The sequence below is a fragment of the Aeromonas sp. FL131 genome (genome assembly GCF_049860615.1).
In the GTDB taxonomy this organism is placed as follows: Bacteria; Pseudomonadota; Gammaproteobacteria; order Enterobacterales; family Aeromonadaceae; genus Aeromonas; species Aeromonas hydrophila.
This window is the reverse complement of record NZ_CP187595.1, coordinates 3,866,332-3,882,573: the sequence shown is the minus strand read 5'-3', so window position 1 is coordinate 3,882,573 and position 16,242 is coordinate 3,866,332. Positions and strand designations below refer to the sequence as shown.

The window sequence follows — 16,242 nt, the reverse complement described above, 5'->3', positions numbered from 1 at the left end:
ATATGTTGCGCTTAGGCTGTTTGGGGTTGTTGATTGTTCCGTTGTGGGTCAGTGCTGCTGCCGATGACCTTGAACTGCTTGGAGGGGATCTTCATCTCCATGGCCGTATCATCGATCAACCCTGTGTAATTGCCCCCGAGTCGCTCGATCAGGCGGTGGACATGGGAGTGGTCGATGTCAGGGAGCTTTATGCCAACGGGACCGGGGTTCAGGTCCCCTTTGTCATCCGGCTGACCAACTGCAAGTCGGGTATCTTCCGCATGGCCAAGGTGACCTTTACCGGTTCGCAGGACGCTCAGCTCAGTGGCGGTCTGGCATTTTCGGCAGGCTCCGCCAAGGGGGCCGGCATCCGCCTGTATGACGTGACCCAGTCCCCCTTGACGCTGGGAACTCCCTCCCGTGGTTATCTGCTGGGCGGCACGACGGAGAATGAACTGCAATTCTCTGCCCGGGTGGAAGGGCACCCGGACGCGCTGGCGGCCAAGAATATCCAGCCCGGTGACTATACCGCCGTGGCCAATTTCATCGTGGCTTATGAATAAACTCAGAGGTCGTTGCGCTGGACGACCTTTGAATTGCCGAGGCTGGGCCAGGTGATGACGCCACCCAGATAATTGGAGAGGTAAATGCCGCCCGGCAGCTGAATAAATTGTGCCGTTTGTTTGGGGGGCGTCAGCGCCGCCACCAGGGTTGCCACCATGCCATTGCTGGTCAGCGCCTGCTGATCAATGAAATTGACGATGGTATTTTTGACCTCGACCGAAATATCGCCGTCATCCCGCTCTATATCTCCGACAGAATCCAGATTGAACAGTGTCTGAGCCTTGTCGTCAGTCGCAATAACGGTCGCCACCACAATTTCTCTGTTCATGGTGACAATGAACTTGCTCTTTCTGGTCATCTCCACCCAGTTGTCCGGTGCCTGACAACTGCTGTGGTATCTGACGGTCGTGTCAGCATTATGGTAATAGTTGTGGGATACATTTTTCCCCTGCTGCGCCATGGTCGTGATCACACACTGCAGCTCTTCGGCGATAGGGTGACCATTGCGCAACATGAATATATTTTCCGACAATTGCTGGCTTTTATTGTCGATCGAGAAATAACTGATGGCCTCTTTGCCGACCAGAATGGAAACCTGTTCGTCAGCATAATGAGGAATGCGTTTTATCGGCGGCAACAGGGCGTCAATTTTCAATTTCAGCGCATTTTCCGTATCGCTGGTCATATAAAGCGAGACATGGCTGAGATTGATGGTCCGCAAGGTGTTGGCGGTGGCATAGCTATATATCACCACTGCCAGCGAGGTGAGTGATACCAGCAGCAGCAGCAACAACACGATACGCTTTGGGCTGAAATACCTGTCATATTTGCGACGTGTATATTGGCGGCGGATCTGGGGCGCATTGGCTGGTGCCATCTGATTATCCGCGGGCACGGCCGATTCTTCTGTCTCGCCGACGACCTCGATAGGGGCACAAAAGATATATCCCACTCGTGGAATGGTATCGATCGCATCCATCAAACCGAATGATTCCAGCTTTCTTCTCAATGAGAGGATCTGCCGGTTCAGGTTGGTATCGGTATTGTCCTGGTTTGGCCACAAGGCATCTTGCAGTTTGCTTCTTGGAATGACACTGCCTGCCTCATCACACAGCATTTCGAGCAGCTCGGCTTCTTTGTTGCTGAGCTTGATGTCCTTTTCTCCCTTAGAGAGTCGGAATATTGCCGCGGAGAAAAATATCTCCTCTGCAATTTTATAATTTTTGTTACTCATGTGTGACTCGCCTTACTGCCAAGGAGAGCATTTTACCACCATGCAGTCTTTGTTCAAATAATGCAAAATTGACAATGTCTTTAACTATCAAACGGTTACCTTTCCATTGAAATGCATGATGGCGGATATGGTACTACAGGTAATTAATTCAGTTCAAAAAACGTGCAAAAAAATAGCCATTTATGTAATCGTTCTCACTTACTTGGGCCTGTGAGGAAGATTTTGACACCGCCAGCATTTTCTTTCGAATAATGTGCGTATTTGGATGACTCCTGCATGCCAGGTCCTGTCGCAGGAGTGATTATTGCGCCTTAAGAATATTCTGATATTGCTTGCGCTGCGGCTTGAGGTGACCGCCCAGATCGGGCCAGGGGTGCCACTGGTCCGGCACCATGAAACCGGGCAGAACCTGCCGGATCCAGGCCGCCAGCTCGGCAGGGGACACAGATTCGCCATGCCAGTCGATGAAGGCGGCCGGGCGCTGCCCCCACTCATCGCTCGGTACCGGCACCACCAGCGCCTGCGCCACGGCGGGGTGATCCACCAGTCGCTGCTCTATTGTCTCGGGCTGGATATTCTCGCCCCCGGAGATGAAGAGGTTGTCGAGCCGCCCCTCCACCACCAGTTCGCCATCCGCGGTGAAATGCCCCTTGTCGCGGGTGTGGAACCAGCCTGCCTCATCGAGCAGCCGCTCCAGCTCGCCAGCTTTGAAATAGCCTGCAAACAGGGTGTCACCGCGTACGCAGATCTCCCCCTGCTGGATGCAGACCTCCCGTCCCGGCAGCGCCTTGCCTACCACGCCGGCGGTGGACGGCCGACCGGTGCAGACCTGGCTGCCCATCTCGGAGAGGCCGTAACTCACCTTGGGCTCCAGCCCCATGGCGCTCAGCCGGTTCACCAGGGGCTGGGGAATGGCGGCGCCGCCGAGCAGCAACTCGCGCAGCCGGGTACGGGCGGGGTCAAAGCCCTCCGCTAGCAGTCGCCAGAGCTGGGTCGGCACCAGGGAGAGATGGGTGATGGGTTGCTGCTCGAGCCGCTCCCTGAGCGGGCGGCTGCGATCGTCCAGCACCAGGGCTGCACCCGCCAGAAAGACCCGGAACAGGATGGCGTAACCGCCGACATGAAACAGCGGCAGGGAGAGCAGCCAGCCGCACTCGGCGTCGAGCGGGAGCACGGCGGCCGAGCCCCGCGCCGAGGCCAGATGATTGGCCAGCCGGTGTACCACGGCCTTGGGCGTGCCGCTGGAGCCCGAGGTGAGGATCATGTTGTTGAGCCGGGCTGGATCCAGCATGCAGTCGCCCTCGTCCACCGCCAGCTCATGGGTGAAGTCGAGCCGCAGTGGCTGCCAGTTGCCGGCCGGGATCTCGCCTGCCGACCAGCAGGCCCTGACGGCGAGCAGGGCCGCCAGCTCGGCTTGCCGCGCCAATGGAAAGGCAGGGTTGAGCGGGCAGAAGACGATGCCGCTGCGCACGCAGGCCCAGGCCAGCAACAGGTCGGGCAGGGCGCCGCGCACCACGGCGGCGAGGCGATCACCGGCCTGCAGGCCCGCCTGCCCCAGCTGCTGGCATAGGCCGTTGAGTCTGGCATCCAGCTGTTGGTAGCTGAGCGGGGCGGCGGCGTGAATGGCGATGCGGTCCGGGGCGGACCTCGCCCAGTGACGCACCGGGCAGGGTTGCAGAGGGTGGTGATGGTCAGATAGCGGTGGCATGCAGGCCCCTTCAGTCACGGTGAAACAGGGGCTCCAGCAGGCTCAGGTCGGGTTTGCCGGTCGCGTCCAGCAGATCGGCGGCCAGCCAGCGTTTGGTATCCAGGCCGGGGGCCTGATCCGGCGCCCATTCGCCCGCCAGATGGAACAGCTGGTTCAGGCCGAGGCCGGATTCGAAGCAGGAGGAGACGATCACCTTGAGGCGCAGCTCGCGAGCGCGGGCGACCAGTGCCTCGCAGTGGGCCAGGGAGCCGAGCAGGGTGGGCTTGAGCACCAGGGCGCGCAGCTGGGGGATGGGCTCCCACGGCTTACCTTGGGCCAGCAGTTCGTCGATGGCCACCGGCATGCCGGTGCGATTGGCCACGAAGGCGATGTCGGCAAAGTCGGCGCAGGGGTCTTCCAGGTACTCGATCCGGTTTGGATCCAGATGGCCGCAGAAGGCCCAGGCCTCCTCGCGGGTCCAGCCCTGGTTGGCGTCCAGCACCAGCTTGAGGGTAGGGATGCGGTCGCACAGCAGGCGGATCAGCGCCAGCTCGTCGCGCATGGGGTAACGGGCCACTTTCAGCTTGGCCTTGCTGGGGGTCTTGTGCAGCCAGTTCTTCCAGTGCTTGAGCAGCTCCTGGGGGGAACCCTGGATAAGCGGATAAGGCTCCGGCAGCGGGGTGGTCTGGGCAGGCCAGCAGCGGCGGGCGCAGTCCAGCCCGAATTGCACCGAAGGAAGCTGCGGGGCGATCTCCTGCCCCGCAGCCATCCGTTCCAGACAGGCGATGGCTTCGGCTTGCGCCTCGGCCAGGCTCTCGCGGGAGAAGCCCGGCAGGGGGGCGATTTCCCCCCAGCCGTCGTCAACGCGGACCAGCAGGCCCTCTCGCGCCACCTCCACCTTGCCGTGAAAGGTCAGGGGCTGGGTAAAAGGCAGTTGGTAGCGATAGAGAGCGAGTGTCATCAGGGATTCCTCTTGTATTTGGAGAAGTCGGGACGGCGTTTCTCGTTGAACGCGTTGCGCCCTTCCTGACCCTCTTCGGTCATGTAGAACAGCATGGTGGCATTCCCCGCCAGCTCCTGCAAGCCGGCCTGGCCGTCGCAGTCGGCGTTGAGGGCGGCCTTCAGGCAGCGCAGCGCCATCGGGCTGTTCTGCAGCATCTCGCGGCACCAGCGCACGGTTTCACGCTCCAGCTCCGCCAGCGGCACGACGGTGTTGACCAGCCCCATGTCGAGGGCTTGCTTGGCATCGTACATACGGCACAGGAACCAGATCTCGCGGGCCTTCTTCTGGCCGACGATGCGCGCCATGTAGGAGGCACCCCAGCCGCCGTCGAAGGAGCCCACTTTCGGACCGGTCTGGCCAAACTGGGCGTTGTCGGCGGCGATGGTCAGATCGCACATCATGTGCAGCACGTGGCCGCCACCGACCGCGTAGCCGGCCACCATGGCAACGACCGGTTTCGGGCAGGTGCGGATGTCGCGCTGGAAGTCGAGCACGTTGAGGTGATGAGTCCCCTCGTCATCGCGATAGCCACCGTAGTCGCCACGGATCTTCTGGTCACCGCCGGCACAGAAGGCCTTCTCGCCAAAGCCGGTCAGGATGATGGTGCCGACCTGATCGTCGTAGCGGGCATCGGCCAGCGCCTGCAGCATCTCTTTGACGGTGCGGGGGCGGAAGGCGTTGCGTACCTGGGGGCGGTTGATGGTGATCTTGGCAATGCCATCGTCGGACTTGTGATAGAGGATATCCTCGTAATCGGCGGAGCAATCACGCCACTCGACGGGGGCATAGAGTTCCGCTTCAGTCATTGCTTCAATCATGACGCTTCTCTTCTTGTTGTTGGTTGACCCACTCCGCGAGGAGCCGGGCAAAAGTCTCAGGCTGGTGGGCATGCAGATTGTGGCCGCCATCCAGCTCCAAGTGGTTGATTTTGCGATGCTGACTCGCCATGAGGCAAGCCAGCTGATGGAATTTGTGATCCCGCTTGCCGCTCACGTAGGTGACCTGCAGCGCACCTTGCGCCAGCCAGGGGGCGAGATCCGGCTGCTGGCCCAGAGAGGTGGCGCGCAGCATGGCGGCCACGGCCTTGCCGTCGTTGCCGAGGCGGCGGGCGATCTGACGGGCACGGGCATCCTCGCCCAGATCGGCGAACACCCCCTGCCGATACCAGTCGGCCAATACGGCCGCCAGGGGCTCCTGCTCGAAGCGCCGGGCCCAGCCTTCATCGTGGGCGAGGCGGGCGGGCCGCTCTGCCGGTGGCAGGCCGGGGTGGCAACTTTCCAGCAGCAGGGCCTGCAACCCCACCGGCGCCTGGCTGGCGTGATAGAGGGCGAGTCGCCCCCCCAGCGAATAGCCCGCCAACAGGTAGCGACCGATGTCGCGCGAGGTCAGCTCGTCGTACAGCCAGCGATGGGCCTGCTCGAACCCCGCAACCCGCACTGCCTGGTTGCTGCCATGGCCCGGCAGATCCAGCGCCAGGCTGGGGAGGTCGGCCAGGGCCGCCTGCACGGGTTGCCAGTCGTAGACATCGCCGAGCAGGCCGTGCAGCAGCACCAGCGTAGGTTGATCGGCACTAGCTGCCACGGATCGCGCTTCCCAGTGCCTTCAGATCCTCGGCGACTTCGCTGCTGGGGACCTTGATTTCAATCAGCGTTACCCCCTTTTCCAGCGCGGCGGCGTAATCCCGTTCAAAGTCGGCGAGGCTGGCCGGCGCCCGGTAGTGGAGGCCGAACATGGCGGCGGCGTGTTCGAAGTGCAGGCCGTGGGGCAGGCAGTAGTAAGTCTCCAGCAGCGCGTCCTGGGTCGGCACCGGTAGCATGCGAAAGATGCTGCCGCCATCGTTGTTGAGCAGGATCACCACCAGCGGTCGGCTCGCTTTGCCAAGCAGCGCCAGGCTGTTGAGGTCGTGCAGGGCGCTGAGATCGCCGAGCAGCAGGGTGGTGGGCTCATTGCTGCCCGGCTGGACCGATTGCGCGAAGCCGTAGGCGGTGGCGATGAGGCCGTCGATGCCGGAGGCGCCGCGGTTGGTCATCACCCGGCTGGGGCCTTTGCCCGCCTCGCCGAGCATGTCCATCAGCCGGGCCGGCATGCTGTTGCCGACAAACAGCTGGCCTTTGATCAGCTGGTTCAGACGGTGGCACACCCCGAGCTCGGAGAAACGTTCGCAGGCGCTGCGCACCTGCTGGCTGACGGCCTGCTGGCGCTCCGCCAGCCGGTGCCAGGGCAGGTGCGGGTGCGCCACCGGATGGGCGGCGGCAAAGGCGGCGGGTTCGCACAGCAGGCGGCGGCGCAGCCGGTAGTCCGGGTCGAGCCGGGCTGGCTGCGGGTCGATGAGCCAGTATGCCTGCCAGGGCTGCTGCTTGATGAACTGGCCGAGCCGCTTGGAAATGAGGCGGGCACCGAATTGCAGCAGCACCTCGGCCCGGGCCAGTTCGGCCACGAAGCCGCTGTGTTGCAGGGCGAGATCGGCGTGCACCAGGTTGCGACCATCGAAGCGCAGCTGGCTCTGCAGATCTGCCAGCAGAGGCCAGCCGAGCCGCTCGGCCAGGGCGGCGACCGCCTTGGCCTGGACCGGATCCTGAATGCGGCCGGCGACGATGAGGCCGCGCTTGCCCTGCAGCTCGTCCCAGTCGGGCTGACACGGGCAGGGGGCCTGCGCCAGTTGCCAGGGGCTCCAGGGCTCGGACGAGCGGAGCCAGTCACCGAGGGGGGCCAGGTAGGCGGAGAAGTCCAGATAGGCGTCGCCCGGATAGAGGGGCTCCGGGTACATGCAGTTGAAGTGCACGGGCCCCGGTGTGCGCGCCTGCTGGGCCAGCGCCTGATCCACCGAGCTCAGCACGAAGGCGGCCGGAATGGTGGCGGTGGGGCTCGGCAGGTTCTGCTGATAGACGGGGTAGCGGCCGAAGATCCCCTGCTGGTCGATGGCCTGGTTGGCGCCGTTGTCGATGAGTTCGGGCGGCCTGTCGGCAGAGAGAATGATGAGCGGCACGCCGGTGAGTTGCGCCTCGGCCACCGCCGGCCAGAGGTTGGCCACCGCGGTACCCGAGGTCATGATCACCGCGACCGGGCGGCCGCTGCCCTTGGCCAGCCCCAGTGCCATGAAGCCGAGGCCGCGTTCGTCAAAGTGCAGATGGCGGCGAAAGCCGGGGTGGGCGGCGGCTGCCATGGTGAGCGGTGCCGAGCGCGAGCCGGAGGCCAGCGCGATGTCGCGCACGCCGAGGCGAAAGAGCTCCTCCAGCAAGAGGGAAGACCAGACGTGGTTGAAGGTGGCATGGTGGCTGGCAAACTCTTGGCGCGCGGACATGAGGCTCTCGCAGTGAGGAAACGATGAGAAAACGCTATCCCAGCAGGGAGAGCACGTTGGCGATCTTGTTGTCGAGTTCGGCCCACTCGGCGGCAGGCTCGGAACCCGCGACGATACCGGCGCCGGCAAACAGGGTGATGGCCTGCGCCGTGATGCGGGCGCTGCGGATGGCGACCGAGAACTCCGAGGTCTCCCGGCTCAGCATGCCGCAGGCGCCGGCATACCAGCCGCGGTCATAGGGCTCGCGTTCGCGGATGAAGGCCAGCGCCGCCTCGCGCGGGGCACCGCCCACCGCAGGGGTGGGGTGCAGCGCCTCCAGCAGTTGCCAGTCGCAGACGCCGGGCTTGAGCTCGGCCTCGATGTCGCACTTGAGGTGCTGCAGCAGCCGCAGTTTGAGAATGCGCGGCTCGGTCAGGGTGGCATCTGTGGTGAGCGGCGCCAGCCGGCTGAGGATGTCGGCGTGTACCAGCCGGTTTTCCAGCCGGTTCTTGCTGTCGGCCAGCAGCTCGGCGGCCAGTGCGGCGTCGGTTGCCTCGTCGCCGGAGCGGCGTATGGTGCCCGCCAGCGCCTCGGTGAAGAGGTGCTGATGTTCACGGCGATAGAGCCGCTCGGGGGAGCAGGCGATAAAGCTCTGCTCGGGCGAAAACTGGAAGCCGAAGTGAAAGCAGTCCTGACCGTGCTGTGCCCAGCTGGCCAGCAGCGACCAGGGGGCGACGGCCTGCGGGTCGGCTGTGAGCGTCGCACCGTCATGGGTGAGCCGGCTCTGGCGCGACAGCACCACCTTGGGGGTGTGAGCCTGGAAGTCGGGGGCGGTGACCTGCTCGACCAGGGTCTGCCACTGCGGCTGGCTCGGGCAATCTTCCCGCTGCCATGAATGACGGATCTGCGGCGGCAGAGGGGCTTCCGGCCGAAGGGCGTCGAGGGCGGCGGCGGCGGCCTGCAGTTCGGCCTCGAAGGCGTCGCTGCAGGTCTGCTCCGGCAACCAGAGGTTGAGGCAGAGGGTGACGCACTCGCCACGGCGCACCAGCTCGATGCGGGGCAGCACGAAGCGGCAGGGGCCGAACCCCTGCCAGCCGGGCTGGGTGGGGTCGAACGCCAGTCCGCCATAGTAGCGGGGGCTGTCGTCATGGGGCTGGCTGGTCTGTTCGCAGACCTGGCGGATCGCCTGGGGCTCGGTCAGCTCGCGCAGGCAGCCCAGCGCCACGTATTCGGGGCGGTCGTGTCCTCTGGCATGCCAATAGATACGGGGATAGAGGGTCTGCGCCGCGAGCCAGCCCAGAAAGGAGCCGACCTCGATTGCCACGCGCAGCCGCACGAAGCCGCTGGCATTGCCGTGACGCAGGGCGTCCAGTTGTTGCTTGATATGGGTCTGAGCCAACATGGATTTCGTCTATGAGCCGATAGTGACGGTCCATCCTGCAGAAGGATGCCGTTGGTTTATGCCAAAGGAGCGATTATTCCTATATATTATCTGCCCATTCGTCCATGTAAATCGCCCGGGGAGCTACCTCCCGAGGGGCCAAGTATACCGAAATCCGGTTCGATAACCCTTAACACGATCAATATCTGATTGTTTGGCCATCACAATATGACAAATACCTTATCTATTTGGTTGCTGGCGGCGCGTTTGCGAACGTTGCCGCTGGCGTGCTCCTCCATTTTGCTGGGTTCCGGGCTTGCGGCCAGCCGCGGCGCCTTCGACGGTACCATCATGGCGCTCTCCCTGCTGACCGCCATTCTGCTGCAGATCCTCTCCAATCTGGCCAACGATTATGGGGATGCGGTATCCGGGGCGGACAATGGCGAACGGATCGGCCCCCAGCGCGCCGTGGTCTCCGGCCTCATCACCCGCCGGCAGATGTGCGTGGCCATGGCGCTGACCGCGCTGGCCGCAGTAGTCAGCGGCCTCGCCCTGCTGGGCTGCGCTTTTGGCGATCAGTGGCTGCAGATCCTCACCTTCGTGCTGCTCGGCGGCGCCGCCATCGTCGCCGCTATCACCTACACGGTGGGCAAGACTCCTTACGGCTATCGCGGCTTCGGCGACATCTCGGTGTTCCTGTTCTTCGGCCTGCTGGGGGTGCTTGGCTCCTACTACCTGTTCACCAAGACCCTGCAGTGGGATCTGCTGCTGCCGGCCACCGCCTGCGGCCTGCTGGCCACCGCGGTGCTCAACATCAACAACGTGCGCGACATCGAGACCGACTCGGTGAGCGGCAAGATCACCCTGGCGGTGCGGCTCGGTCGCAACCGGGCCATCGCCTACCACTGGGTACTGCTGGGGGCGGCGTTGCTGACCACCATCGCCTTCCTGCTGACCCAGCCTGCCAGTTTCTGGCCCTGGATCTTCCTGCCGGCCATGAAGCCGCTCACCGATGCCGCCAAGACCCTGCGCCAGAGTTTCGATGGCGAGGTGCTGACCGGCGCGCTCAAGAAGACCGCCATCAGCGCCTTCCTGTTCAGCCTGCTGCTCTCCATCGGGCTGGCGCTCTCCTGACTGGGTGTCATGTGATCGGCAAGGCAAAAGGGCTCCCGGACGGGGGCCCTTTTTGTTGGTTGGGGTATGCTGGCCGCCCAATCACTCATCAGGCCGGAACGCCGCCATGCGCGACTCGCTCAAACAGAAAATCATTCAGGTGTGCCATCAGAAAATCGCGCAGAAGGGGGAGACGGTCGGCGTCTCCTTCTATGCGTTTTTTGCCAACCGTAACGATGACCCCGAGTTGCTGATGGAGGCGGCGACCTGGTGGATCCAGACCCAGCGCCTCGATCACTTCGAGAAGGCGAGGAAGATCCTCCAACTGGTGGAGCAAGCGTAAAGGCGCGCTGAAACCAGGAGGGCTCCCGTGTGGGAGCCCTCCTTGGGTGGCAGCTTGGTGCGGCGCACGGCGCCGGTGACTAGCTGACCCGTGCCAGCCGGGGCGTCCGACGGCGGGCGAAGAGCAGGCTGTCCAGCAGCCAGATCACCAGCATGGAGCCGCCCACCAGCGGGAAGCAGATACCGAGCAGGATCAGCAGGGCAATGGCGCCGCGCATGGGGGGCAGGCTGGCCGGCAAGGGCGGGGCGGCGAGGCGACCACTGGGGCGGCGGCCCCACCAGATCCAGAGCCCGCTCACCGAGCTCAGCAACACCAGCAGGCAGATGAGCAGCATGGCCAGCTGGTGCGGCCAGCCGTAGAGCTTGCCCATGTGCAGCATGACGCCGGTTTCCACCGTCTTGGCGACCGGACCGTAGTCTTGCCAGCGCACGTCGGCCAGCACCTTGCCGCTGTATTGATCGATGTGCAGGGTGGCATCGTTGCGCGGATCATCGGCCGAGATGGCGATGGTGTAGACGCCGCTCGCACCGGCCGGTGGCGTGATGCTGTAGCCCGGCGTGACCTGGCGCGCAGCGGCGATCTCCACCACCTGTTGCAGCGGGATGCGGTGCTCCGCCATCACCATGCCATCGTGCTCGCCGCCGTGACCCATGGCGCTGTGGTCGTGGGCCTTGGGCTCGGCCGAGCTGGGGATGGGGGTGTTCTCGACCGCCCAGGGGACTGTCTGTTGATGGGCATGGTTGAGGCTGCGTGCCAGGGGGGCCGACTTGGGTACCTCGTTCCACATGGCGGCCGGGAAGCGGTTCCAGACGGCGGCAAACTGATCGCCCCAGAAGCCGGTCCAGGTCATGCCGCTCAAGAGCAGCAGCAGCAGGAAACCGGCCCCCCAGAAACCGACCACGGCGTGCAGGTCGCGCCACCAGAGCCGCCCGCGCTGGCTCCAGCGCGGCCACAGGATGCCGCCGACTCCTGGCCCCTTGCGTGGCCACCAGAGATAGAGCCCGCTGATGAGCAGCACTATGCCCCAGCCGGCGGCCAGCTCGATCAGCCGATCCCCTATGGTACCGAGCAGCAGATCGGCGTGCAGGGCGCGCGCCACTGCCTGCAGATTCCACTTGTTGTCCAGGGTGCCGAGCAGGGCGCCGCTGGCGGGATCGAGGAACAGGGTCAGCTCGCTACCGCCCTGGCGGACGATGAACTGGGCGCTGGCCTCCGGGCTGACCGGTGGCAGGTACTTGCTCAGGCTGGCGTTTGGCATCGCCACCATCGCCTTGACCAGCAGCTGATCGGCACTGAGTGGCTGGCTGACGGGGGCGACCTTCATCAGCTCGGGATACATCAGGTTGTCGAGCTGGGGCTTGAACAGATAGACGATCCCGCTCAGCGAGAGCAGGATCAGGAAGGGGGCGACGAAGAGACCCGCATAGAAGTGCCAGCGCCAGATGCGCTGATAGTGGTTCGCGTCCCGATTTTTCATCTCTGTTCCTTGCGCCGTGAGTTAATGTTTCAGTTGGTGGAATGTTGGTGGCGGCGCGGATGATAGCAGCAACGTTTTGTTAACTGCAACAGAACATGGCGGCTGGTCGATGTGGCGGGCAAGGCCGTGCTGAACAGGCCGCCAGTGGGTCAGCCGGTGACGCAATCCCTTCAGGCTCGCGCCAGGTAGAATGGACTTTTTGCAGAGAAATCCTTACCTTGTTGCAACATAAAAGGGTGCTTGCGCGACGAAAATCCAGGGAAGGAGGCAGACGTGAAGTTGCAACCACACGGCCATTTCGAGATGCAGCGACGCGGTCAGGTGCTGATCTGCCGACCGAGCGGCCCTTTCAATCTGGCAGGGGCCATGGCCTATGAGGCTCAGTTCAGCCAGCAGATCGCCAGCCTGCGCGACGCGCCCTGGGGTATTGTCGAAGTAGCGACCGAGTTCGAGGCGGCGGGCCCCGAGGTGCTGGCCCGCTTTCGCCGCCAGTTCGGCTGGTGTGCCAGCAACGGCTGCGCTTTTCTGGCGGTGGTGCTGGCGGGCAGCTTCAAGCAGTATCTGGCGGATCAGGTGTTCGGCGGTTTGCCGTTTCAGGGCGTCCGCTACTTCGAGCAGACAGACGAGGCGCTGCAGTGGCTGGAACGGCAACTGGCCGGGCTGGTCTGACGGCCCATCATCGCGGAAGTGCGATCGAGCGCTCGGTCATCGGTCAGTTGAGCTTGATAAACCACTTGTCCCGCTCGTCGACGCAGTCGGGCTCGCCCATTTCAAATTCACGGCATATCAGGGGACGGGCTTCATGGATGGGGCACATCATCGCGGGAGTGCTCGCCCATCGGTCAGTTGAGCTTGATAAACCACTTGTCCCGCTCGTCGACGCAGTCGGGCTCGCCCATTTCAAATTCACGGCATATCAAGGGGCGGACTTCGTAGATGCGGCACATCATGGTGTTGCGGTCGAGCGCCGCGCACCAGCCATCTTCCAGTCGGTGCATCACCGGCACTTCACCTTCCCGCTCTTCCACATAGCGATCCGGTACGCCGGTATCGGTAAACAGCATCACCTCGAGGCGGCAGCAGCAGGCTTCGCAGTTCTGGCAGCTCACTTCGGGTCGGGTTGTCTGGGTCATGGCATCTGCCTTGTTCTCATGGGCACGGATAAATATGAAACAGGCGCCGAACCGGCGCCTGTGTCGTGAACCTTAGCCCAGCTTGCGAGCGCGGTAGCTGCGCCCCTTGATCTTGCCTTCCTGCAGCCGCTTGAGGGCGGCGCTCGCCACCTGGCGCTTCACCGCCACGTAGGAGTACTGCTCGGAAATCTGGATCTTGCCCACATCGGCCCCGGCAATGCCGCCTTCGCCAGTCAGGGCGCCGAGGATGTCACCGGCGCGCACCTTGCTCTTGCGGCCCGCATCGATGGAGAGGGTCACCATCTGCGGTGCAATCGGCTTGATGTCGCGGCCGATCCCGGCCAGATCCCCTTGCGGAATGGGGGCCTGCTGGTACTCCTCGATGAAGTTGACGCGCTGGGCCTCGTTCGGCTGGTAGAGGCTCAGGGCCAGGCCTTGCTGGCCGGCGCGGCCGGTACGACCGATCCGGTGCACGTGCACCTCGGGGTCGTAGGTCAGCTCGTAGTTGATGACGGCGCCCAGCTCCTTGATGTCGAGGCCGCGGGCAGCCACGTCGGTGGCCACCAGGATGGTGGCGCTGCCGTTGGCGAAACGCACCAGTACCTGATCCCGCTCGCGCTGTTCCAGGTCGCCGTTCAGCGCCAGCGCCGAGAAGCCCTTGGCGGCCAGGTGGTCGGCCACGTCGTTGCAGGCGCGCTTGGTGTTGCAGAACACCACGCAGGAGCTCGGCTGATAGTGGCTGAGCAACCAGCCGAGGGCGTCGAGGCGCTGGCCGGCCGGCACTTCACACAGCTTCTGCTCGATGGCGCTGTCTTCGTGCAGGGACTCCACGCTCACCTCGACCGGGTTGCGCTGCACACCGCGGCTCATCTGGGCGATCCCCTCCGGATAGGTGGCGGAGAACAGCAGGGTCTGGCGGTCGCGCGGGGCGTGGCTGATGACCCGGTTGATGTCTTCGCCAAAGCCCATGTCCAGCATGCGATCCGCTTCGTCCAGCACCAGCGTCTTGAGGCCGTCCAGCTCGAGGGTGCCCTGCTCCAGGTGCTTGAGGATCCGGCCCGGGGTGCCGACGGCGATGTGGGCGCCAAAGCTCAGGGTGGCGGATTGCGGTGCGGTCGGGGTGCCGCCGCACAGGGTGACCAGCTTGACGTTGGGCAGGGTACGGGCAAGACGGCGGATCTCGGTGGCAACCTGATCGGCCAGCTCGCGGGTCGGACAGAGCACCAGCGCCTGCACCTCGAGCCGGTTGACATCGAGGTTGGCAAGCAGGCCGAGGCCGAAGGCGGCGGTCTTGCCGCTGCCGGTTTTTGCCTTGGCGATCAGGTCTTTGCCATCGAGTACCAGGGGCAGGCTCTGGGCCTGGATCGGGGTCATCTGCAGATAACCCAGGCTGGCGAGGTTGTCCTGCAGGGCGGGGGAGAGGTTCAGGCTGCTAAATTCGTTGTTCACAAAAAGACTCTATATCGGAGAAAACGGGCTGCGCCGTGCGCAAGGGCGCGCATTGTATCAGAAAGCGCTGCCGGGTGTGGCGGATTTTTGAACGACTGGATGTAATGACCCAGCCGTTCCTGCACAACTAAGCGGCTTCGGCATAGGCCTGCGCCGGTGTTTTCATCTTTAGCGCCTGGTGAGGACGCTTCTGGTTGTAAAACTGGATCCAGTCGCCAATCACCCGACTGGCATGCTGCAAGGTCTCGAACCTCTGCCGATGGGCACACTGCTCCTTGAGCGTTCTGATCACCCGCTCGACCATGCCGTTTTGTTCCGGCGTGTACGGCGTGATGAACTCCTGCTGCAACCCATAGCTCTTCACCAGTGCTGTGTAGTTGCGGCTGGTAAACACCAACCCATTGTCGCTACGTAACAAAAACGGCGATGCAACTCGTCCCAAGCTGCCGAAGCGAGCAATTAAGGCTTGCTCCAGCGCTGCCTCGGCCGTTTTCGATTTACCACTGCGCGAGAGATGCCATCCCAGTAGTTCACGGGTATGGCAATCAATCACCAGCGCCAAGGAACACCAGCCATCGCGACCAGCCCAGATCCGGCATAGGTCCGTCGCCCAGCGTTGGTTGGGCGCTGAGGCCACCGAAGGCAGGGCCTGGATCCGGGGGCGAAACCCAACCGGACGCTTGCGAACTTGCCAGCCCTTGAGCTGGAAGATGCGCTGTACCGTGTTCTTGTTGAACCCCAACAGGGCTGCAACCGTCCGGTAACCGAACGATGGGTTCTCCTCAATCATGTTTTTGATCGGGGTGACCAGATGCTCCTGAAGCTTGGGCGCGGCCTTGACGCTGCGGTAGTACCAACTACGACGCGGCAGGCCAAACCAGCGGCAGAGCTTGCTGACGGAGACATCAATACCTTCTGCGCGTAATCCCTGCTGAACATCGGCGACTATCTGTCGTCCTCGCCCAGCAGGGAGGCCAGCTTTTTTCTGGCGCGTAACTCCAGCATGGCCTCGCCATAAGCTTCCTGGAGTTCCTTGAGCTGCTTCTCGTACTGCTCGCGAATATCCAGTGGCTTGGCCCGTAAGGCGTTTTCCATGCCCCGTTTGGCGTCATCTACCCATTCTTCAATCTCGGAGGGCGGCAAATCAAAGGCTCGAGCCGCTTCGGCGACGGTGGTCTTGCCCTGAATGATTTCCATGACCAAGGCGGACTTGCGCTTGGCCGTCCAACGTTTGATTTCTTCGTCCATCGTGATGCTCATGTCTGTGATCTCCACTCATTATGACCTGAGCAGGATTTCAGTGGGTCATTACATGGACGGCGACGGTGGCGGGGCTGCGGCAGGGGAAAAACGGTGGCGGCATGTTGTCCGGCTCGTCTGAAAATACCCCACTGCCTTTCGGGAATTAGCTGAAAGAAGCCGGGCCATTCATCGCAAATAAGATAAACGTTTGTCATTTTGATTTGATTAAATAAATTCGCCGTAAATTTAACCTCACCGCTGTGACGCCATTCGCCAGGTTTTAAATAAATGTGAGAAAGCTGTGAAAATAGCCCTTTCAGACTGAGTGGTTTATTTTCAACTCTCTGTTTATTAATG

At 63.0% G+C, this 16,242-nt stretch carries 16 protein-coding genes and 1 pseudogene; 4 read left to right on the top strand and 13 right to left on the bottom strand.

Features of this window, described 5'->3' with window-relative positions; genetic code table 11:
• The first annotated feature begins 2 nt into the window (after window positions 1–2).
• On the top strand, window positions 3–542 hold the full coding sequence (locus ACPW75_RS17970) for a fimbrial protein (protein ID WP_077096672.1): 540 nt from the start codon (window positions 3–5) through the stop codon (window positions 540–542).
• Between the two features lie 2 nt (window positions 543–544).
• Here the strand turns inward: ACPW75_RS17970 and ACPW75_RS17965 are convergent, their stop codons facing one another.
• The 7 genes from ACPW75_RS17965 to ACPW75_RS17935 form a co-directional block, all read right to left on the bottom strand.
• Window positions 545–1,777, bottom strand: a complete 1,233-nt coding sequence (locus ACPW75_RS17965; protein ID WP_077096671.1) for a winged helix-turn-helix domain-containing protein — start codon at window positions 1,775–1,777, stop codon at window positions 545–547.
• A 301-nt stretch (window positions 1,778–2,078) separates the two neighbouring features.
• Window positions 2,079–3,485: an o-succinylbenzoate--CoA ligase gene (gene menE, locus ACPW75_RS17960; RefSeq protein WP_077096670.1), complete on the bottom strand. Its 1,407-nt coding sequence runs from the start codon at window positions 3,483–3,485 to the stop codon at window positions 2,079–2,081.
• Window positions 3,486–3,495: 10 nt separating this feature from the next.
• Window positions 3,496–4,425 carry an o-succinylbenzoate synthase gene (gene menC / locus ACPW75_RS17955; protein WP_077096669.1) on the bottom strand — a complete coding sequence of 310 codons (930 nt, stop codon included), beginning with the start codon at window positions 4,423–4,425 and terminating at the stop codon, window positions 3,496–3,498.
• On the bottom strand, window positions 4,425–5,285 hold the full coding sequence (gene menB / locus ACPW75_RS17950) for a 1,4-dihydroxy-2-naphthoyl-CoA synthase (RefSeq protein WP_077096668.1): 861 nt from the start codon (window positions 5,283–5,285) through the stop codon (window positions 4,425–4,427). The genes menC and menB overlap by 1 nt, the downstream gene beginning before the upstream one ends.
• On the bottom strand, window positions 5,278–6,048 hold the full coding sequence (menH, locus tag ACPW75_RS17945) for a 2-succinyl-6-hydroxy-2,4-cyclohexadiene-1-carboxylate synthase (RefSeq protein WP_077096667.1): 771 nt from the start codon (window positions 6,046–6,048) through the stop codon (window positions 5,278–5,280). The genes menB and menH overlap by 8 nt, the downstream gene beginning before the upstream one ends.
• Window positions 6,038–7,768, bottom strand: a complete 1,731-nt coding sequence (gene menD, locus ACPW75_RS17940; RefSeq protein WP_077096666.1) for a 2-succinyl-5-enolpyruvyl-6-hydroxy-3-cyclohexene-1-carboxylic-acid synthase — start codon at window positions 7,766–7,768, stop codon at window positions 6,038–6,040. Before menD ends, menH begins: the two co-directional genes overlap by 11 nt.
• Before the next feature lie 34 nt (window positions 7,769–7,802).
• The gene (locus ACPW75_RS17935) at window positions 7,803–9,149 is read right to left on the bottom strand and encodes an isochorismate synthase (protein WP_077096665.1); all 1,347 of its coding nucleotides are present in this window, start codon (window positions 9,147–9,149) and stop codon (window positions 7,803–7,805) included.
• A gap of 207 nt (window positions 9,150–9,356) precedes the next feature.
• Between ACPW75_RS17935 and ACPW75_RS17930 the strand changes: the two genes are divergently transcribed.
• Window positions 9,357–10,262, top strand: a complete 906-nt coding sequence (locus ACPW75_RS17930; RefSeq protein ID WP_043118361.1) for a 1,4-dihydroxy-2-naphthoate polyprenyltransferase — start codon at window positions 9,357–9,359, stop codon at window positions 10,260–10,262.
• Window positions 10,263–10,368: 106 nt separating this feature from the next.
• Window positions 10,369–10,584, top strand: a complete 216-nt coding sequence (locus ACPW75_RS17925; RefSeq protein WP_029304506.1) for a DUF6500 family protein — start codon at window positions 10,369–10,371, stop codon at window positions 10,582–10,584.
• Window positions 10,585–10,663: 79 nt separating this feature from the next.
• Here the strand turns inward: ACPW75_RS17925 and ACPW75_RS17920 are convergent, their stop codons facing one another.
• Window positions 10,664–12,061 (bottom strand): PepSY-associated TM helix domain-containing protein, encoded by a 1,398-nt coding sequence (locus ACPW75_RS17920; RefSeq protein WP_077096663.1) that lies wholly within the window; start codon window positions 12,059–12,061, stop codon window positions 10,664–10,666.
• Window positions 12,062–12,334: 273 nt separating this feature from the next.
• Between ACPW75_RS17920 and ACPW75_RS17915 the strand changes: the two genes are divergently transcribed.
• A complete protein-coding gene (locus tag ACPW75_RS17915) occupies window positions 12,335–12,730 on the top strand; it encodes a hypothetical protein (protein WP_077096662.1) in 396 nt (131 codons plus the stop codon).
• Window positions 12,731–12,773: 43 nt separating this feature from the next.
• Here ACPW75_RS17915 and ACPW75_RS17910 read toward each other — a convergent pair.
• The 5 genes and pseudogenes from ACPW75_RS17910 to ACPW75_RS17890 form a co-directional block, all read right to left on the bottom strand.
• Window positions 12,774–12,848, bottom strand: a pseudogene (locus ACPW75_RS17910) (YkgJ family cysteine cluster protein); the annotation flags it as partial.
• A gap of 55 nt (window positions 12,849–12,903) precedes the next feature.
• A complete protein-coding gene (locus tag ACPW75_RS17905; RefSeq protein WP_016349308.1) occupies window positions 12,904–13,194 on the bottom strand; it encodes a YkgJ family cysteine cluster protein in 291 nt (96 codons plus the stop codon).
• 72 nt (window positions 13,195–13,266) lie between these two features.
• A complete protein-coding gene (gene dbpA, locus ACPW75_RS17900; protein ID WP_425904333.1) occupies window positions 13,267–14,643 on the bottom strand; it encodes an ATP-dependent RNA helicase DbpA in 1,377 nt (458 codons plus the stop codon).
• A gap of 127 nt (window positions 14,644–14,770) precedes the next feature.
• Window positions 14,771–15,553, bottom strand: a complete 783-nt coding sequence (locus tag ACPW75_RS17895) for an IS3 family transposase (protein WP_223936907.1) — start codon at window positions 15,551–15,553, stop codon at window positions 14,771–14,773.
• 35 nt (window positions 15,554–15,588) lie between these two features.
• Window positions 15,589–15,903 carry a transposase gene (locus ACPW75_RS17890; protein WP_039026396.1) on the bottom strand — a complete coding sequence of 105 codons (315 nt, stop codon included), beginning with the start codon at window positions 15,901–15,903 and terminating at the stop codon, window positions 15,589–15,591.
• Between the last annotated feature and the right edge of the window lie 339 nt (window positions 15,904–16,242).